This window comes from Colwellia sp. BRX8-4 (genome assembly GCF_014077345.1).
Taxonomy (GTDB): domain Bacteria; phylum Pseudomonadota; class Gammaproteobacteria; order Enterobacterales; family Alteromonadaceae; genus Colwellia_A.
The window spans coordinates 163,413-181,598 of sequence record NZ_JACGVS010000003.1 but is presented as its reverse complement, the minus strand read 5'-3'; the positions used below and the strand labels follow the sequence as shown (position 1 = coordinate 181,598).

Here is an 18,186-nt window from a genome sequence, read left to right as displayed (position 1 = left end):
TCATGTTTTAAATAAAGTTATTATAATTAAAAAAAACACTTCAAACCTGGTGATTAATAAAATACACTATTTGTTAGTGAAATAAACCAATTATTAGGTCAAGTAATGTCGCGTTTTAACCAAAAGGATAATCTTCTTGGACAAGCAAATAATTTTCTTGAAGTTTTAGAGCAAGTCTCACAAGTAGCGCCTTTGAGTAAACCTGTGCTTATTATTGGAGAAAGAGGGACAGGTAAAGAGCTTATTGCGGCTCGGCTTCATTACTTATCTAAACGTTGGGATCAAAATTATTTAAAGCTTAATTGTGCGGCATTAAATGAAAATTTATTAGAAACAGAATTATTTGGCTATGACAGTGGTGCATTCACCGGCGCGAGTAAACGCCATGAAGGTCGCTTTGAGCGTGCGGACAATGGCACCCTCTTTCTTGACGAAATAGCCAATACCTCAGGGTTAATACAAGAAAAACTATTAAGAGTCGTTGAATACGGTGAGTTTGAGCGTGTGGGTGGCTCAAGAACTATTAATACCAATGTGCGCTTAATTGCCGCAACCAATGAAGACTTACCCACCTTAGCCGATGCGGGTGAATTTAGAGCAGATTTACTTGACCGACTTGCTTTTGATGTTATCACCCTACCACCGCTTCGAGAACGTATTGAAGACATCATGATGTTAGCTGAAAGCTTTGCGATTAACATGGCGCGCGAATTAGAATTTGAGCTCTTTAGCGGTTTTACTGAAAAAGCGAAACGTGCCATGCTTGAATATCATTGGCCTGGAAACGTACGAGAATTAAAAAATGTTGTCGAGCGTAGTGTTTATCGTTGCAATAACCCACATTTACCCGTGCATGACTTAGTCATTGACCCGTTTGAGTCACCTTACCGACCTTCTCAGCGTATTAAAACCCAAGACAGGATATCGGTAGCAGCGCCGAGTGTTGATAAAGAGAACAACGAAGAAAAACGCCAAGAGGTAATCCATCAACAGTTGCCTGTTAGTCAATCATTGGTCTTCCCTTTATCATTAAAAGACCTTTCTCAAGACTATGAGATTGATTTGATTCAATCAGCTTTAGAAAATTGTCAGTATAACCAAAAGAAAACTGCCGACGCACTCAAATTAACCTATCATCAACTAAGAGGTTACTTGAAAAAGTATAACTTATTAGAAAGTGCAGTAGACGAAGGGTAGTTGAGTTATATGTCGATATTCGCTGTTAAAAAACATTTATTGAAGATAATGACCTTGCCATTTTTATGTTGGATAACGGCATGTGATATTGATAATGATCCCTCATTAACTGACCATAGTATTGTCTATTGCTCTGAAGGCTCTCCTGAAAGTTTTAATCCGCAAACGGTTACCTCTGGTACCACCATTGATGCTACGTCTAATCAACTCTATAACCGATTAATTTCATTTAGAGGCGAAGAAAACACTATTGCTCCGTCGTTAGCAAAGTCATGGCATGTGACGCGTGACGGTAAAATGGTTACTTTTTATTTACGCAAAAATGTTGCCTTTCATCAAACCGATTATTTTACCCCAACACGTTTTTTTAATGCCGATGATGTACTGTTCAGTTTTAACCGTATTTTATTACCTAAGCACCCTTTCCATCAAGTTTCGGGTGGAAAATACCCTTTTTTTCAAAGTGTAAGTTTTTCAAATGTCGTTGAAAGTATTGAAAAAATCAATGAATACACTATACGTTTTAAGTTCAAATACGCAGACAGTTCAATTTTGGCTAACATTGCCAGTGACTTTGCCGTTATATTATCAAAGGAATATGCTGACACCTTAGTGTTAAAAAATATTAAGCGAGAAATAGACACGCTGCCCATTGGCACGGGTCCCTTTAAATTAAAAGATTATCGTCCCGGCGCCTATATTCGCTATGCTCCCCATAAAACGTACTGGGATCAACCAAGTACTTTAGAGCAACTTATTTTTGATATAACGCCCAGTAATACAGGGCGATTAACAAAATTATTAGCGGGTGAATGTGATGTAATTGCTTTCCCCATTGCTCATAACAAAATAAAAAGTAAACCTGAATTAGAGCTACAAGCGGTGACTTCTTTTAATGTCGGTTATCTTGGCTTTAATACCTTAAAGCCACCTTTTAATAATGTAAAAGTACGTCAAGCCGTTGCATTAGCCGTTAACAAGCAAGCCATTATTGATACTGTCTATCAATCTAGAGCCGATATAGCACATAGTTTATTACCAACAACCTCTTGGGCTTATGATAAGAATACTTTACCGCAAACATTTGACTTAGCTGAAGCTAAAAGATTACTAACTGAGGCTGGATTTCCTAATGGTTTTACTATGAACCTCTGGGCGTTACCGGTACAACGGGCATATAATCCAGACGCGGTTACTATGGCAAAGTTAATTCAAGCCGATTTAAAGAAAATAGGTATTAATGTGTTAATTGAAAACTCTCTCGATATGGGCTCTTTTCTTGAACAGCTGTCAAAAGGTGAGCATCAGAGTGTTTTATTAGGCTGGTCGGCGGATCACCCAGACCCAGACAACTTTTTTACACCACTGTTGAGCTGTTCATCGGCTAGAAGTGGTAACAACAGAACATTTTGGTGTCATAAAAAGTTTGATAACTTAATACAGCGAGCATTAGAAACAACAAATGTGGCCCAACGTAAAAAGTTTTATAGTCAAGCGTTAGCGATTATTTCAACTGAAGTGCCGTTAATTCCCATTGCTCACTCTAAACGATTTCAAGCAAGGAAAAACATTGTTAAGGGTGAACTATTATCTCCCTTTGGTGGCATCGACTTTAGCAGGGTGAGTAAAAACTAATATGCTGATATTTACCCTACGCCGTCTAAACTTATTCATTTTCACCATGTTTCTACTGACATTGCTGTCTTTTAGTTTGAGCTTTTTATTTCCTGGTGAACAGTTAATCAATATTTCTGGGCAAATCAATGCGACACCTAAGCAATTGATAGTTTTAGCTGAGCAGTATCAAACAAATAATAATATTGCTCAGCAATACTTTTCGTATATAAGTCATCTTTTCCAGGGAGACTTAGGTATTTCAATGGCCAGCCAATTGTCTATAAGTAACGAGATCATGCGCTTTTTACCCGCGACAATTGAACTGTCTTTAGTGGCACTTTTCATTGCTATGGTCTTTGGTATTCCTATTGGCTTTATTGCCGCCATTAAACACCGTAAAGCTACCGATAATATTATTTTAACTATTTCTATGCTGGGTTATTCAATTCCTGTTTTTTGGTTAGGCCTATTAGCCATTCTTATTTTTTCTATCCAATTAGGTTGGTTGCCATCAGCAGGACAGCTCAGCTTAGTGTTTGAAATAGAACATGTTACTGGCATACAGTTTATAGATATTTTATTAAGTGACAGTCCTTATAAGTGGCAAGCCTTTCAAGATGCCAGCGCACATATATTTCTACCTGCGTGTGTTATCGCCCTAGCTCCAGCGACCATCTTTGTACGCTTAGCTCGCACGGCAATGATGGATGTGCTCGACAGCCAATACATACGTGCGGCTAAAGCAAAAGGGCTAAGCTTTAAGCAAATTATTTATCATCACGCGATACGAAATGCTATGGTGCACGTTATTCGAGATGTTGGTTTACAGTTTGCTAACTTAGTAACTATTGCCATGGTGACTGAAGTTATCTTTAGCTGGCCAGGCATCGGCCGATGGTTAATAGAAAGTATATTTCAGCGTGACCACACTTCAATTCAAGGTGGGCTTTTAGCGCTTTCTAGTTTTATTTTTATTGTGCATATTGTCATCGATTTTATCTATGCAGCACTTAATCCTTTAGCAAGAGAGAGTCGAAATGGCGCGTGATAAAATATACTTAGAGGAAGAGTTTCCTTCACCATTACTGCAACTTTGGCATAATTTCAAAGTAAAACCCGTAGTGATGATAGGTTTTAGCTGTTTTATTTTCTTAACAATTCTCGCTTTATTTGCACCTTTTATTACACCTTATACTCCCGTTGAAAATCACTTAGATTTTTTATTACTGCCACCAGCATGGCACGAAGATGGTAATGTCAGTTTTTTATTAGGCACCGATAATTTGGGTCGTGACATGTTGTCTCGCTTAATGCACGGCACATCACTGACTTTTGGCTTAAGTTTTGTTGTGGTGCTTATTTCTTTAGGTATTGGTGGTGTTATTGGCTCGGTATCTGCTTTAACATCAGGAATAAAATCAAGTTTTCTTAACCATTTTCTTGATGTGATTTTATCTATTCCTTCTTTATTGCTGGCAATTGTTATTGTCGCTATCTTGGGGCCAGGGTTGAGCAATACCTTATGGGCGATTATTATCGTGCTTATCCCACAATTTGTTCATATAACCCGTAATGTCGTTACTCAAGAGTTCAGAAAAGACTATGTTCTGGCTTCACGATTAGACGGAGCAAGTTCATTTAGAATTTTATATCATTCTGTTTTTCCTAATGTTTTAGAGAAATTAATTAGCCAAGCAACGTTAGCCCAGTCTGCTGCGATACTTGATATTGCTGCATTAGGCTTTCTTGGATTAGGCGCACAAATTCCCATGGCAGAATGGGGGGCGATGCTAAAAAATGGTATCGATTTATTCTATATTGCCCCGTGGACGGTTTATCTACCTGGTTTGGCGATTCTTTTTGCCGTGGTGGCAACTAATTTAGTTGGTGAAGGCATGAGACACGCCCTTAAAATCAGTAAGGAAGCTTGATGAACCTTCTCGATATCAGAAATTTGTCTATTGTGCTGAAATCAGCGACTAACCCTATTTTAGCGGTTGATCGCGTCAGTTTAACCATGAAAGAGGGTGAAGTTCGTGGTTTAGTTGGAGAGTCTGGTTCAGGAAAATCTTTATTGGCTCAGGCTATTATCGGCGTACTTGATGAAAAGTGGCATGTTGACGCTGATAGGTTTCACTGGCGAGGAAAAGATTTAATGCGCTTATCTGTTGATGAACGCAAAGCCATTATTTCAAAAGATGTCGCGATGATATTTCAAGAGCCGATGGCGTGCTTAGACCCAACGATGACCATAGGGATGCAACTTACCGAGGCGGTTGATGGCGAACAATTAACGGGTTATTTTTGGCAAAAAAATCAACAACGTAAAGAAACCGCGATTAGTCTCTTACATAAAGTCGGTATTAAGCAGCATAAAATTTGTTTAAAAAAATATCCTCATCAGCTTAATGAAGCGTTATGTCAGCGAGTAATGATCGCAATGGCACTCGCTAAACGCCCTATTCTCCTCATTGCAGATGAACCCACCGCGGCAATGGAGAGTACCAATCAAGGGCAAATTTTTCGCCTATTGGCGAGTTTAAACCAATTAAAAAACATGTCGATATTATTGATAAGTCATGACCTTGAGAATGTCACACATTGGACAAATACCATTACGGTGATGTACAGCGGACAATTTGTTGAAGCGGGTACCACCAAGCACATATTTGAACAACCGTTTCATCCCTACACTCGAGCACTCGTTGATAGTAGCCCAAAGTCAAATAGTGGCTTGCCAGCAAAATCACGGTTAATGGCGCTACCTGGCAGTATTCCTATTTTACAACATTTACCTATAGGTTGCCGATTAGGCCCAAGATGCCCTAGAGCGCAACAGGCCTGTGTTGTAGCACCTAAGGTAACAAACTATCATGGTCATCAATTTAGTTGCCACTTCTCGCTAAAGGGAAGTTATTAATATGCCAATATTATTACAGGTTAATAACTTAAGTAAGTCGTTTAGAATAGGCAGAAAATGGTTTAATCAAAAATATTTTACCGCACTCGAACCGATTTCATTTGAGGTACAAGCTCACCATACCTTGGCTATTGTTGGAGAAACAGGATCGGGTAAATCAACCTTAGCAAAATTATTGGTTGGTGCGGAACTGCCTTCAACGGGCAGCATAAAACTTAATGGCCAAACATTACAACCTGGAGACTTTAAGCAAAGATGCCAGCATGTACGGATGATATTTCAAGACTCTGGGACAACATTGAACCCAAGCTTAACCATTGGGCAACTACTGAATGAACCTTTGTTGATCAATACCAAATTAAATGAAGAAGACCGCCATTGTCTAATACGAGAAACATTACAAAAAGTAGGTTTGCTCGCTGAACATATGAATTTTTATCCACATATGTTCTCTGGTGGTCAAAAACAGCGCATATCATTAGCTCGGGCGATAATATTACAACCACAGGTGATTATATTAGATGAGGCCTTAGCTTCTCTCGACCCTTCGTTACGCTCGCAAATGATTAACCTGTTGCTCGATTTACAAGAACAGATGGGACTCGCTTATATTTTAATTTCTCATAACTTAGGTATTGTTAGGCATTTTAGCGATAAGATAATGGTTTTAAGCAAAGGACAAGTCGTAGAGATGGGCGACACAGCAAAAATTCTCAGTCGACCAAAACATCAATATACCAAGAAACTTATTCTCAACCAAAGATTCCAACTGTTACACCGCTAACAACTAACCTAATGGTTAGATCAATAAAGCCAGCAAATGCTGGCTTTATAAAAGTGGAGATAAAGTAAACGAGACTTTATTTCTCAGCGCGTCCCATAAATTTACGTTCTTCAGTGTTCACTTTGATTTTATCACCGATTGAAATATGTTCAGGCACCTGTACGGTTAAGCCCGTAGATAAAATTGCCGGCTTAGTGCGAGCTGTTGCCGAACCACCTTTAATTGATGGGTCTGTTTCAGTAATAACCAGTTCAACACTCGGGGGTAAATCAATACCAACCGCAGCACCATCAACAATAATAATTGATAAACCTAAGGTATCTTCACAAATAAATAGAGCTTCGTCAGCAATACTTTCTTTATTAAGGTTGTATGGCGTGTAATCTTCATTGTCCATAAAGACATATTCATCACCATCGATGTATGAAAACATCGCGGGACGTCGGCTTAGGTCAGCGAAGTTCAGCATATCTGAGTCTTTAAACGTCTCATCAATCTTACCGCCAGTGACAACATCGTACATACGCATACGGTATAAACTACCACCGGCACGACCTTGAGGAACTGAACGCTCTATATCTCTTACAATAAATACTTTTCCGTTATGCTCTACCGCAGCATTTTTCTTTATATCACTGGCCTTTGGCATGGATAATAATTCCTAAAATTAAATGTCAGAGAAAAATAGCACGAACTTAACATTATGAAAATGTTTTAGTGTGCAAATTTTTCGGTTTTATCAGGTTATTCACTTTTTAAAATATAATCTAAACCACCCGTTATAGCAGCCACTTGCGCTAGAATGCAGTTTTCATCATCAACTTTTGGGCTGTCGGGGTAAACTTCGGTGGTGGTTAAGAATTTAGCATTGGTTAAGCCCATACATAATCCTAACTCGCGCGCAGCATAATTAATAACGCCCGGCTGTTCAAGGGGTACACCGATCAATTTACCGCTTTCGTCAGCAGGCGCTATATGGGTAACTTCTTCAACAGCATCAATAATCGCTTTTTGAAAGTCAGCGACTGGCTTCACGCTATCGGCGACTAAATAAAAGCCATCAGGGATTTGCCATTCTTTTTCTTCTATCGCATCTCGAGCACAAAGTGCTGGTCGAAATGTTGAATTATCGGTGTCAGTCGTTTCGTGTAAATCTATATGTACAAAAATATCACTGTTGAGCTCGGCAACATACTTCATTATCGCTGCTGACTCTTGGGCTGGGCTGTTTTGATAGAAAGAACGATTGGGATCTATCGCTTTGCAATTCCAACGGTTAACTGTTTCATAACCCCAAGGGCTGATACAAGGCGCAACGACAATATTAAAGTGTTCCGCATATTTGCTGGCTTGTGTTTGGGCAAAACGTAATGCCCCCTGCACTCCACTGGTTTCATAGCCATGAACACCACCGGTCACTAAAACTGTTTTTTTATTGTCTTGCCAGTTTTTTGTCTTAATCACATACAAAGGATAACGACTTTCATCAAGCGATAATGCGCCATATTGAAGAACATCAAAATCTTCTTTTAACGCGTTTATCTTTTCAACGACTTCATCTTGATATGAACGGGTTACCGTTTGTGCTTTAAACCACTGAACATTTTCTTTTTCAGTCCATTTTTTGCCTGGCGTTCCAATCGGATAGTTTTCTTCTTGATTCATTTGATTTTCTTTTGATATTGTAAATATTATCAGCAAGTTTACACGCACATAGCGACAACCGTAAGGTCATTATCAATAAATACGCTGATTCGACCAGAAAAAAGGATAAAGCTCAACAATCAGACTTATCCTTATCCTTATCATTTAAGTTAAATAGACTACTGCGGGCAGTTCAATGGCGCGCTAGTCGCTTTATTTGGCACGAATCGAATATGGTTAACAGATAAATTAATCGCGCCCGAGGTACGCAATTCAAAAGGCACAGCAACTTTACTCAGCTGCAGACCTTTTTCAGCAAAGCAATGTAAGCTAATAGCAATATCTTGCCACTCACCCTGCTTAGATGCCGCTAATTGTGCTTGAATATTATAACTTGCCTGACAATTTGCGGTATCGCCAAGCGTTTCACAATTCATGGTGATATAAACAGGCGCATTAATATCACTGTCTCTTTTAACTGAAAATGTTAAGTCAGCATTTTTTTCGAGTTCACTAGTAAGATCTTCTCTAAAACCGTTGCTGTTAATAAATTTAACTCCCGCACTCGCTGCGCCAGTGGTCTTAAGTCGAAATGAATCTTCTTGTATCTCTTTATCAACCGTTCGATAAGAAATTCCTTTAAGTGATTCACTACTCGACTCTATTTCAATGTTTTGTTGTTGAGAAAACAATAACATTTTCCAAGGCGCTATCGCCTTACCTAAGAAAATATCGGTAATTAAATGCGTATTAAGCGCCACATTAGATTGCTCAGACAAGTCAGCTAATAAAGTGTCGTCTTGGTAGGTTAAACCATAGCCATATGAAAATAATGGTTGGTAGTCTTCGTCAAAACGATTGACAATTTGTGTTGGTAATTTAGGCCAAGAGAAAGACAATTTACCGGTAAAGTCGTGTTGGATATTATCAGCTGGGCTTTTCAATAAAACATCTGCGATTGCCTTACCCTCAGAGCCCGGTAGCCACGCAGCGACAAATGCATCGCTAGCATTGAGTTCAGCATTGACCCACATAGGTCGACCACTAATAAAAACAGCAACAACAGGTACTCCTTTTGCTTTAAGTGATGTAAGTAACGCTAAATCTTTTTTATGACCGCGCTGATATTCAAGGTTATCAATATCACCATGCCCTTCAGCATAAGGTTCTTCACCAAAAACGACAATCGCTACATCGGGTTTGTTTGTGTAACTGCCATCAACACTCAAGGTTACTTGACCACCTGCGGCACTGACTTGTTGTTCTATCCCAGAATAAATAGAAGAGCCACCGATAAAGTCTGAATTTTTATTACCAGTTCCTTGCCAAGTAATACTCCAGCCCCCAGACTGTTTACCGATATTATCAGCGGCATCGCCCGCTACTAAGATATGTTGCTTAGGTGATAAAGGTAAGAGCTGTCCGTTGTTTTTTAACAACACTAAGGATTCGCGAACCGCCTGACGAGCAACTTCGCGGTGCGACTCCCCGCCAATTAAAGCGATGTTCCCTGATAAAACACGCTTGGCAGGACTGGGCTTTTCAAAAAGCCCGGCGCGGACCTTTACCCGTAAAATACGCGTTACGGCATCATCAATACGTGACTGCAGAATATCGCCTTGCTTTACTTGTGCAATTATATTGTCATAAAGTGGTCGCCATGCTTCTGTTGGCACCATAAAAATATCTAAGCCAGCATTAACCGCTTGAGCGCAATTTTCTTTGATACAGCCTTTAACTTGCCCGTGACCATTCCAATCACCGACAACAAAGCCGTCAAAACCCATTCTATTTTTCAAGACATCGGTTAGCAAATATTTATGACCATGGACTTTATCTCCATGCCAACTATTAAATGAAGCCATTACCGACTGAGCACCCGCAGTTAAACCGCCAACATAGCCTTGGGCATGCACAGTAAAGAGCTCTTGCTCGCTCGCTATGTTTTCGCCTTGATCATCGCCACCTTGCGTACCGCCGTCACCGATAAAATGTTTAATGGTACTGATCACGCGTTTATCACCTAAAAAATCTTTATTGGCATGACCTTGTAAACCTTTGACGACTGACGCTGCGTATAAGCGAACAATTTCAGGATCTTCTGAGTAGCCTTCATAGGTTCTTCCCCAACGATCATCTCTAACCACGGCAACAGTTGGAGCAAACACCCAATCAATACCGGTAACCATGACTTCGGTCGCGGTTATTTCTGCTATTTTCTCAATAAGTGTCGGATTATTTGCTGCACCCAAGCCAATGTTATGAGGGAAAAGTGTCGCCCCGATAACATTATTATGACCGTGCACCGCATCAGTGCCCCACATCGTTGGAATTGTTGAACCGTCGAGTGAATCATCAACAGATGCTTGATACATTTTTTCAGCCAATAAAACCCAATCTGCAGGGGTAGAATGCTTATTATTATTGGGGAAACCCCCACCACCATTTAAATATGAGCCAAAACCATAGGTTCGCATATCCTCGAGGGTAATATCACGAATTTCTGGTTGGATCATTTGCGCCACTTTTTGTTGCAAGGTCATATTAGCGAGTAAGTCAGCTACTCTTTGCTCGACTTGCGCATCTTTTTTAACGTCACTTTCAAGTTGAGGCCAAATCTTATCGGCTTTATTGCTATCAATAGCTTGTGTCTCTTGCCCCGTTAACGTCGAATTTTCAGCAGGGCTGCAACCAAGAATTAATAACGAAAGCGTGATAAGAAACCAATTTTTTTTGTTAAATTTTAAGTATTTCATTGCGTTCATATTCATTATTTTTCTGTGACTACCTTGCTACCCTTCAAACCGTAAAAGACGATATAGACGTAACAAAACAAAGGTAAGATAAAAGCAAACTGCACACTAACACTATCCGCTAACAGGCCCTGTAATACAGGGACGATGGCGCCACCAACGATCGCTAAGCAAAGGATGCCCGCTCCCTGGCTGGTGTGCTTTTTAAGGCCACTTAACGCCAAACTAAAAATAGTTGGAAACATAATAGAGTTAAATAACCCTACTAATAAAATTGCCCACATCGCTATGGTGCCAGAGCTTAAAATAGTGATGGCAATTAAAACCACTGAACAAAGCGCATTAAAGGCTAAGGTTTTACCCGCATCAATTTTTTGCATGACTGCAGCGCCAATAAAGCGCCCAACCATAGCTCCGCCCCAATAATAAGTAAGGTACTTTGCCGCTTGAGTTTCTTCTAAACCGGCGATATCAGTTTCGCCTAAAAAGCTCACCAAAAAGCTGCCAATTGACACTTCTGCGCCAACATAAACAAAAATACCGATAGCACCTAAAACTAGATGGCGATACTGCCATGCCGACCCTTCAATTTTTTCTCCGTCAACCACCTCAGCACTTTCAATATGTGGAAGTTTTAAGAAAGCAAAAATAGCAGCAAGCACTAACAAGGCCGCCATCAGTCCTAAATAAGGCAGTTGTACCGATTCAGCACTGTTCGCTGACATTGAATCAGTGACTTCGTTTAAAATTAATAACGCGCCAAAATAAGGTGCGATAGTTGTGCCTAAAGAATTAAACGCTTGGGTCATGGTTAATCGTGACGAAGCGGTTTCTTTTTTACCCAGTAAGGTCACATAAGGATTTGCAGAAACTTGCAAAACGGTAATACCACTAGCTAAAACGAATAAAGCCGCCAAAAAAACAGGATAACTATGTAAAGAAGCGGCGGGATAAAACATTAAACAACCCAAAGCCGCAATCACTAAACCGACCACAATGCCTTTTTGATAGCCCATTTTTTCGACAAACCATCCTGCAGGCAGAGAAACCAAAAAGTAAGCACCAAAAAAGCAAAATTGCACTAGCATAGACTGTGCATAACTTAACGAAAAAATGGCCTTTAAATGGGGGATCAAAATGTCATTTAAGCAGGTAATAAATCCCCACATAAAAAACAATGATGTCAGTGAAATTAACGCAAAGCGAGTAGAGTTATCTCCACCAAATCCATTAGATGAATTCGCTTGTGAGGTTTTGCTTTGATCTAAAGTAAAAGATGTTCCAGCCATTGTGGTGAGGTCCTATTGCTTAAAAATAAACACAAAGAATTTAGCTACGTCAGGTAGCAAGTTTATTCTTTATATCGCTTAAAATTGGTGTTGTTAATAACAAACCTATATCAGGCTTTATTATTTATCTATTTTTATTATAATTTGTCAGTAAAACCGCGAGACCACGGCTTACTGTCATTAATTTATCTTGAGTGATACAACAAATAGTTGCAATTTAAATGAGGTGTAGTGGGTAATCAATGCGTTAAAAGCGAATTTAAATAACACCGTAAGTTGAATTAACACGATAGCAGACAAAATTAAATCGCTAAAGGGTTTAACTAATTACCTCTGAGCTAAGTTAACATGAAATCAGTACTCTTCTGGCTGCAAAGTGGCTTTATATTGTTATCAAAATAGTGTCTCGGCTTTTGTTAACTGACGATTCAAATAATCTCGTTGTTTTTTAATTTTCAAAGCTTTAGGTTTCACTTTTTGTACTTCTGTAACAATTTTATCGACTGGCCAACCTAGTGCTAATAGTAATAGAGCAATAACAGTTCCCGTTCGGCCTGTGCCTCCTTTACAATGAATAGCGACCGTACCTTTATTCTTCAATTCATCGACTATGGTCGTTTTATTTATTGCCCATTGCGCTTCAAAAGCAGTACTCGGCGCTTCATCATCAATAATTGGCAATTGTAGCCAACTAAGCTGATACTGGCGACAGAGTTCAGGTAAAGAAAGTACCTTGTTACTTGCCATTTCTTCATCAAACATTAATGTGATCAGCATTGAAACACCCTCTTGCTTCAACTGCTTAAGTGATTGTTCAAGGCTAACTAATTTAGTGCCAGGACAAGGGGTAAATATCAGCTTAGCACCGTTATCCAGCGCTATAACTTCAAAGGGATGTTTATTCACTTAATCTTTACTCTTATTAATTATATGGCTTGTTAAAACGATTAAAAACTAAAGCTTAACACGTACTGTTTGCACGGCATTAGCGGCAATAGTTACTTGCGCATATTGACTACCAATTTGTAATGAATAATTTATTGGTGCTTTAGTGGTATTAAGTAACTGTACACTGACCAAACCATTGTCATTAATCGCAGCGCTGGCGTGTAAAGCATCTTTGTCTAAGCCTTCTAACTGCTGATTAACCTGTAATGCCGTATCACCTGGTCGAATGGTTTTACTAAATTGTGCTAATACATAATAAATCGGGGTGTAATAAACCTCACCTGTGTCAGTATCAATCATGATAGGTGCACCACAAAAGTTACCTACGTGATTAGGCCCACCATGCTTATCGAGTACGATATTCCAATCTATCCAGCCCTCTAACCAATGATCTAAACTAACAATAATATTACGTGCATAACGATGAACGGGGGTGTAAATCGGATGATCCTCAGGTTTAGGTGCCCAAGTTGCAGTGTACGCCCAGTCGGTCGCATTTTCGTTCCACCAAAAATCATCATTATTGAACCAGTTACTTTCTTTAAAGCGGACAGGATCTAAGATACCTGCTGGTGCATCTTTACCTAGATCATCAATCGTGCCTTCGGTATGTATAATTGAAAACTCTGGAAATTTTTCATGAACCCGGTCAAACACATCTTCATTAACTTGATTACTGCTTTCGTACCAATGAACGGCTGTACCATAAACATACTCAGACGTTTCTTTATCCCCGAGTATTTCATCAGTCCAATGCTCCATTTCATCACGATTTTGGTCATAAATAAGTAATTTAACCGCTTTGTGCGCACTCGCTTTTAATTTTGGTCCTAAATGGTCCTTAATAAAAGTATTTTGGCTTTTAGGCGTAAAATGCATACTTTCCCATTGACCACTGTTGCCATGCGGTTCATTTACTGGCGTTAGTGCCCAGAGTTCAATACCTTCTTGCTGATATGCATCGAGGTACTTAATAAGATAGTCTGCATAAGTAGCGACGTACTGTGGTTTTAATTCGCCGCCCGTCCCTTGGTGATTATTTTCAGGTGTTGGCTTAACATAATAGTCTTCAATTGTTTTCATCCAAGGTGGCGCAGTCCATGCGGAAGCGACAATTTTTAAATCTTTATCTACTTGCTGATTTTTTATCGCGTAAGCTTCTTTTATCATTGGCAACAAATCAAATTGCTCATCTTTAATACCAGGGTAATCTTGAGCGCTAAAACCATCGCTATCTACCGCGATACTGAATGATGTTAAGTTAGCGTCATCTTTACGTTCTGCATATGAATAGCGACCGTCCACGGCAAAGTCTGTTGCGCCAATATGCGTGCGTGCTATTGAAAAATTAGCGCCCTTTTCGCCATAAATATTTTCCATCACCTCTGCTCGCTTATCTTTAGTTAAGTGTGCAAGCACAAAAGCGGAAGATTCAGTGAACGATGTACCAATACCAACAATCTTTTGTTTTTTAATATCTGGTCTTACAACAATAACCTTGCCCGTAGCTGTACCTTGTTGAAAGGTTAAATTCTGCTGTGGCGCTATTTTATCACCGGCTTCGCTAGTCAGTAATATTTCTTGGGTCATTAAAAGCTGGTAATTAATATCGGTGGTGTCTTTATTCATTTGAGTTGCCTGATTTACCGGTGCACAACTCATTATGGTGAGAGAAGTGATTGTTATAACAAATAACTTATGGATGAATTTTTTTTCAATATTGTTCATTTTATAATGCTCATGTCTAGGAGAGGGAAAAGAAAAACTTAACGCTTATCTAAGCGATTATTTAGCCAAGATAAGCTTACCGAACATACCCGCATCTATCCAACCACGATCGGGCGCTCCACCCTCTGCAGACTCAGAGCCAATAAAATTTTCACGTAGTTCACTGCCGTCGTTATCACAATAAGCCACCATGAGTCCCATCACTTTGCCAGCAAACAAGGCGACTGGTTTGTTAATACTGCTTGAGTCTGTTGTGGTATCTTGATATTCATCGTTATAAATATCGATGCTTAGTTCCCAAATAACCGTATTGCCTTGTTGTTTCCAGTTGCTTTGAACATGATGTGAATAGTTCTGCGGCTTTTTGTTGGTGCCTATATCTATGGCTTGGTTATCAAGAGACATATGGTAGGCAAGTGCATTATGGTTATATTGGTGATCACCGCCAGAGAAATCTTCATCAATAAAAATCTCTAAGCAATCGTCATCCCAATATTGGCTCAAGGGGTCGCGATGGGTATCAATGAGAATGTCATCAATAATTTCAGCCATAATATATAATTTAGCTTGCGTCCAAACCACTTTGTATCGGCCTTGAAAGTCTTCTTTTGAAAATTCTGGACCTAACCAACGTTGATCTAAATTTTGCCACTGTGCCAATTGCCAAACACTTTCATTGGCAATACCATCAACACTTGGTGCTTTTTCAGCATGTGGTGCATAATAATTAAGTCGATTAGCCGCGTGACTATCGGCTGCATAGCAAGGCACTATTAATGCCATAGAAAAAATGGACGCAATAATTATCTGTTTAATACTTAACATTTAATATCCCTTAATTAACAATGACTGTTTACCCAAGTGAGTAACATCTACAGTTATATCAATCATCTAATGAGCGGCTATTTTTAACAACCGTATTACGATAAAGGGGATTTTAGAAGCGGTAGGCTGGTCAATATAAGGCAATAACAAGATCACTTAGATAAAAAATGGCATATTGACCACGAGTCGTCGTCAATATACTACATGTCAGTTAAAAAACTCTTGATCACTTCTCGATAATTACGGCTCACTTTAACTTGGTCATATTCACCTAATTTAAGAAAAAACTCACCTTTGGTATGCGGGATCACTTTTTGAATATAATTAAGATTAACAATCGTTGAACGGTGCACACGTTTAAACATTTCAGAGTCTAAATCTTCTAGCAAATTTTTCAAGGTGCAGCGTTTAATATGAGTAACGCCTTGCGCATGAACACAAACATAATCTCCTGCTGCGTCAACCCATTCAATATCGGTTTGTTTTAACAAGGTTATATCGTCTCGGTCTTTAATGACGATTTTACGCTCAACTTTGTCGGTATTAAGCTTAGGAAGGCTGATACTCTGCGAAGAAGCATTATCAGGATTTTCCATTTCATTGATTGAGTCTATCGCACTAATAATGCGAGATTTGTTTAAAGTATCTTCATCACTTTCACAACGAACCAATGCACGCTGAATGGCGCGCTGAATTCGTTCGTCATCAATAGGTTTAAGAATATAGTCAACGGCATGCACATCAAACGCATCTAAAGCATATTGCTCAAATGCGGTCGTGAAAACCACCATAGGAACAATATCAGATTGTAATTTTTTAATAACGCCAAAACCATCAACACCTGGCATCTGTATATCTAAAAAGAGTAAATCAGGTGCTAAGGCCATCGTCGCTTCAATCGCTTCACGGCCATTTTTACATTCTGCAATAATTTTTATTTCAGGAATTTTATTTAACTTTGCACGCAAGAGATTAAGCGCTAAAGGCTCATCATCAACAATAATTGTTCTTAACTTATTCATAAATTTAACTCACCGTCATTGAGTTTGGTACTGGCTAGCAGGTGTTATTTCATCAAGCGTTTCAAAAGGCAGCTTAATGATAGTTTTTAAACCACCTGATGGGATAATATTAAGGTTAAATACGTAGTCATCTGTATATAACACTTTAAGTCTTTCATCGATATTACGCAAGCCGACACCTCGACTCCTTTTTCCTTTCATTTTACTACCGTCAACCGCGGTTCCAGAACCGGTATCACTTAACTCTAACACCAACATTTTATCAACAACGTCAGCCCATAGACTAATAGTGCCACCCTCTTCATTTTGCGCGATAACATGTTTCATTGAGTTTTCAATAATAGGTTGTATTAATAAACTCGGTATTAAAGCTAACTTTGCTTTATCAGAAATTTTAAAATCTAATTTAAGTCGCTCGCCAAAACGGGTTTTCTCTATTTCTAAATATAAATTAAGTGCGATAATTTCAAATTCTAACGCAATTTTAGTATCAGGGTTATTGTCTAATGAATAACGTAAAAACTTACTTAATTGAACGGTCATCCGCTGAGCTTTCTCTGGAGCTTCGCATTCGATCAGAGAATTAATGGCATTGAGGGTGTTACAAAGAAAATGAGGGTTGAGTTGGTAACGTAACATTTTTATTTTTGCATCTCGGGCTACCGATTGCGCGTTCACTCTTTTTAATTGCTCTTCTTTAGCTTCCGCTGCCTTTGAAAGCAACATTTTATGCTCAAATTGCAACAATTGATAATAGCGAATACCATGAAAAAAACCGGTCCAACAAAAGAAAATAAAAATACTACTAAAATACCAGCCGCCAAACTCGTCCCAATTACCGGCAGAGCTGGTCAGTTCTATATAAAGTTTGACTCGGATAAGTGTCCAAATAAAGGAAATACAAATCACTGAAACGATGGTTATCAGTACGCGGGTAAAAATAGGTGAGTGCCAACACCTCATGAAAATCCAATACAGTGGCAATGAACAAAATATCCCCACAACAGACTGCCAAAAAGTGTGATTAAGGTGCTCGACATCGATTTGGACATACCAAAGTGTCAGTGATATCAGACTAATTAATGAAACGAAAGACCAAAAGCAGATTTGTAAAACCCAAAATAGATACTCTGGCTTTTTTGAAATAAATTTATTGAAACGTAATAGTGGGTTGTCAGACATATTTGCTCCGAAATCATCTGATATTATACTACCCCTTCCACCACTGATGGTCGAATAAAAATTTCCTTACTATCGTTGCTAAAGACCGTTTCATCTCATTAAGGTAAAAATAGCTTAACTTAACTTAACTTACTGAGTCATTAAGTCAGTAAGTTAATCGATAGTTCATTGCTATCAAAAAATATTTTTGGTATTTAAATAAAGTGATTTTATATTTAATCAGCTGAAATAATTAGCTATCTTGAAAGAAAGTTAAATTGTTGTGGTTTTAAATGGT

General features: G+C 38.9%; 15 protein-coding genes. 6 read left to right on the top strand and 9 right to left on the bottom strand.

Annotated elements, in window-relative coordinates; all coding sequences use genetic code 11:
• The first annotated feature begins 105 nt into the window (after positions 1–105).
• The 6 genes from pspF to H4J56_RS04165 are packed head-to-tail and all read left to right on the top strand — an operon-like array spanning position 106 to position 6,518.
• Positions 106–1,197, top strand: a complete 1,092-nt coding sequence (gene pspF / locus H4J56_RS04190) for a phage shock protein operon transcriptional activator (RefSeq protein ID WP_182250644.1) — start codon at positions 106–108, stop codon at positions 1,195–1,197.
• Between the two features lie 9 nt (positions 1,198–1,206).
• A complete protein-coding gene (locus H4J56_RS04185; RefSeq protein ID WP_259364600.1) occupies positions 1,207–2,832 on the top strand; it encodes an ABC transporter substrate-binding protein in 1,626 nt (541 codons plus the stop codon).
• Position 2,833: 1 nt separating this feature from the next.
• On the top strand, positions 2,834–3,862 hold the full coding sequence (locus H4J56_RS04180) for an ABC transporter permease (protein ID WP_182214943.1): 1,029 nt from the start codon (positions 2,834–2,836) through the stop codon (positions 3,860–3,862).
• On the top strand, positions 3,852–4,745 hold the full coding sequence (locus H4J56_RS04175; RefSeq protein ID WP_182214941.1) for an ABC transporter permease subunit: 894 nt from the start codon (positions 3,852–3,854) through the stop codon (positions 4,743–4,745). Before H4J56_RS04180 ends, H4J56_RS04175 begins: the two co-directional genes overlap by 11 nt.
• The gene (locus H4J56_RS04170) at positions 4,745–5,734 is read left to right on the top strand and encodes an oligopeptide/dipeptide ABC transporter ATP-binding protein (protein WP_182214940.1); all 990 of its coding nucleotides are present in this window, start codon (positions 4,745–4,747) and stop codon (positions 5,732–5,734) included. The genes H4J56_RS04175 and H4J56_RS04170 overlap by 1 nt, the downstream gene beginning before the upstream one ends.
• A gap of 1 nt (position 5,735) precedes the next feature.
• Positions 5,736–6,518: an ATP-binding cassette domain-containing protein gene (locus tag H4J56_RS04165; protein WP_182214938.1), complete on the top strand. Its 783-nt coding sequence runs from the start codon at positions 5,736–5,738 to the stop codon at positions 6,516–6,518.
• Between the two features lie 76 nt (positions 6,519–6,594).
• On the opposite strand, the gene yeiP is transcribed toward H4J56_RS04165, so the two are convergent.
• The 9 genes from yeiP to H4J56_RS04120 all read right to left on the bottom strand — a co-directional run bounded on the left by yeiP (position 6,595) and on the right by H4J56_RS04120 (position 17,909).
• Positions 6,595–7,167, bottom strand: coding sequence for an elongation factor P-like protein YeiP (gene yeiP, locus H4J56_RS04160; RefSeq protein ID WP_182174511.1), 573 nt, complete (start codon positions 7,165–7,167; stop codon positions 6,595–6,597).
• Positions 7,168–7,262: 95 nt separating this feature from the next.
• Positions 7,263–8,183, bottom strand: coding sequence for a M14 family metallocarboxypeptidase (locus H4J56_RS04155; RefSeq protein WP_182214937.1), 921 nt, complete (start codon positions 8,181–8,183; stop codon positions 7,263–7,265).
• A 158-nt stretch (positions 8,184–8,341) separates the two neighbouring features.
• Positions 8,342–10,918: an exo 1,3/1,4-beta-D-glucan glucohydrolase gene (locus H4J56_RS04150; protein ID WP_182214935.1), complete on the bottom strand. Its 2,577-nt coding sequence runs from the start codon at positions 10,916–10,918 to the stop codon at positions 8,342–8,344.
• A 14-nt stretch (positions 10,919–10,932) separates the two neighbouring features.
• On the bottom strand, positions 10,933–12,204 hold the full coding sequence (locus H4J56_RS04145) for a sugar MFS transporter (RefSeq protein ID WP_182258930.1): 1,272 nt from the start codon (positions 12,202–12,204) through the stop codon (positions 10,933–10,935).
• 393 nt (positions 12,205–12,597) lie between these two features.
• A complete protein-coding gene (locus tag H4J56_RS04140; RefSeq protein ID WP_182214931.1) occupies positions 12,598–13,110 on the bottom strand; it encodes a tyrosine-protein phosphatase in 513 nt (170 codons plus the stop codon).
• 48 nt (positions 13,111–13,158) lie between these two features.
• Positions 13,159–14,781: a glycoside hydrolase family 30 beta sandwich domain-containing protein gene (locus tag H4J56_RS04135; RefSeq protein ID WP_259368151.1), complete on the bottom strand. Its 1,623-nt coding sequence runs from the start codon at positions 14,779–14,781 to the stop codon at positions 13,159–13,161.
• Between the two features lie 156 nt (positions 14,782–14,937).
• Positions 14,938–15,705, bottom strand: a complete 768-nt coding sequence (locus H4J56_RS04130; RefSeq protein WP_182214928.1) for a sugar-binding protein — start codon at positions 15,703–15,705, stop codon at positions 14,938–14,940.
• Between the two features lie 200 nt (positions 15,706–15,905).
• Positions 15,906–16,727: a LytTR family DNA-binding domain-containing protein gene (locus H4J56_RS04125; RefSeq protein WP_182258928.1), complete on the bottom strand. Its 822-nt coding sequence runs from the start codon at positions 16,725–16,727 to the stop codon at positions 15,906–15,908.
• Positions 16,728–16,742: 15 nt separating this feature from the next.
• Positions 16,743–17,909, bottom strand: a complete 1,167-nt coding sequence (locus tag H4J56_RS04120) for a sensor histidine kinase (protein ID WP_182214924.1) — start codon at positions 17,907–17,909, stop codon at positions 16,743–16,745.
• Positions 17,910–18,186 lie beyond the last annotated feature (277 nt).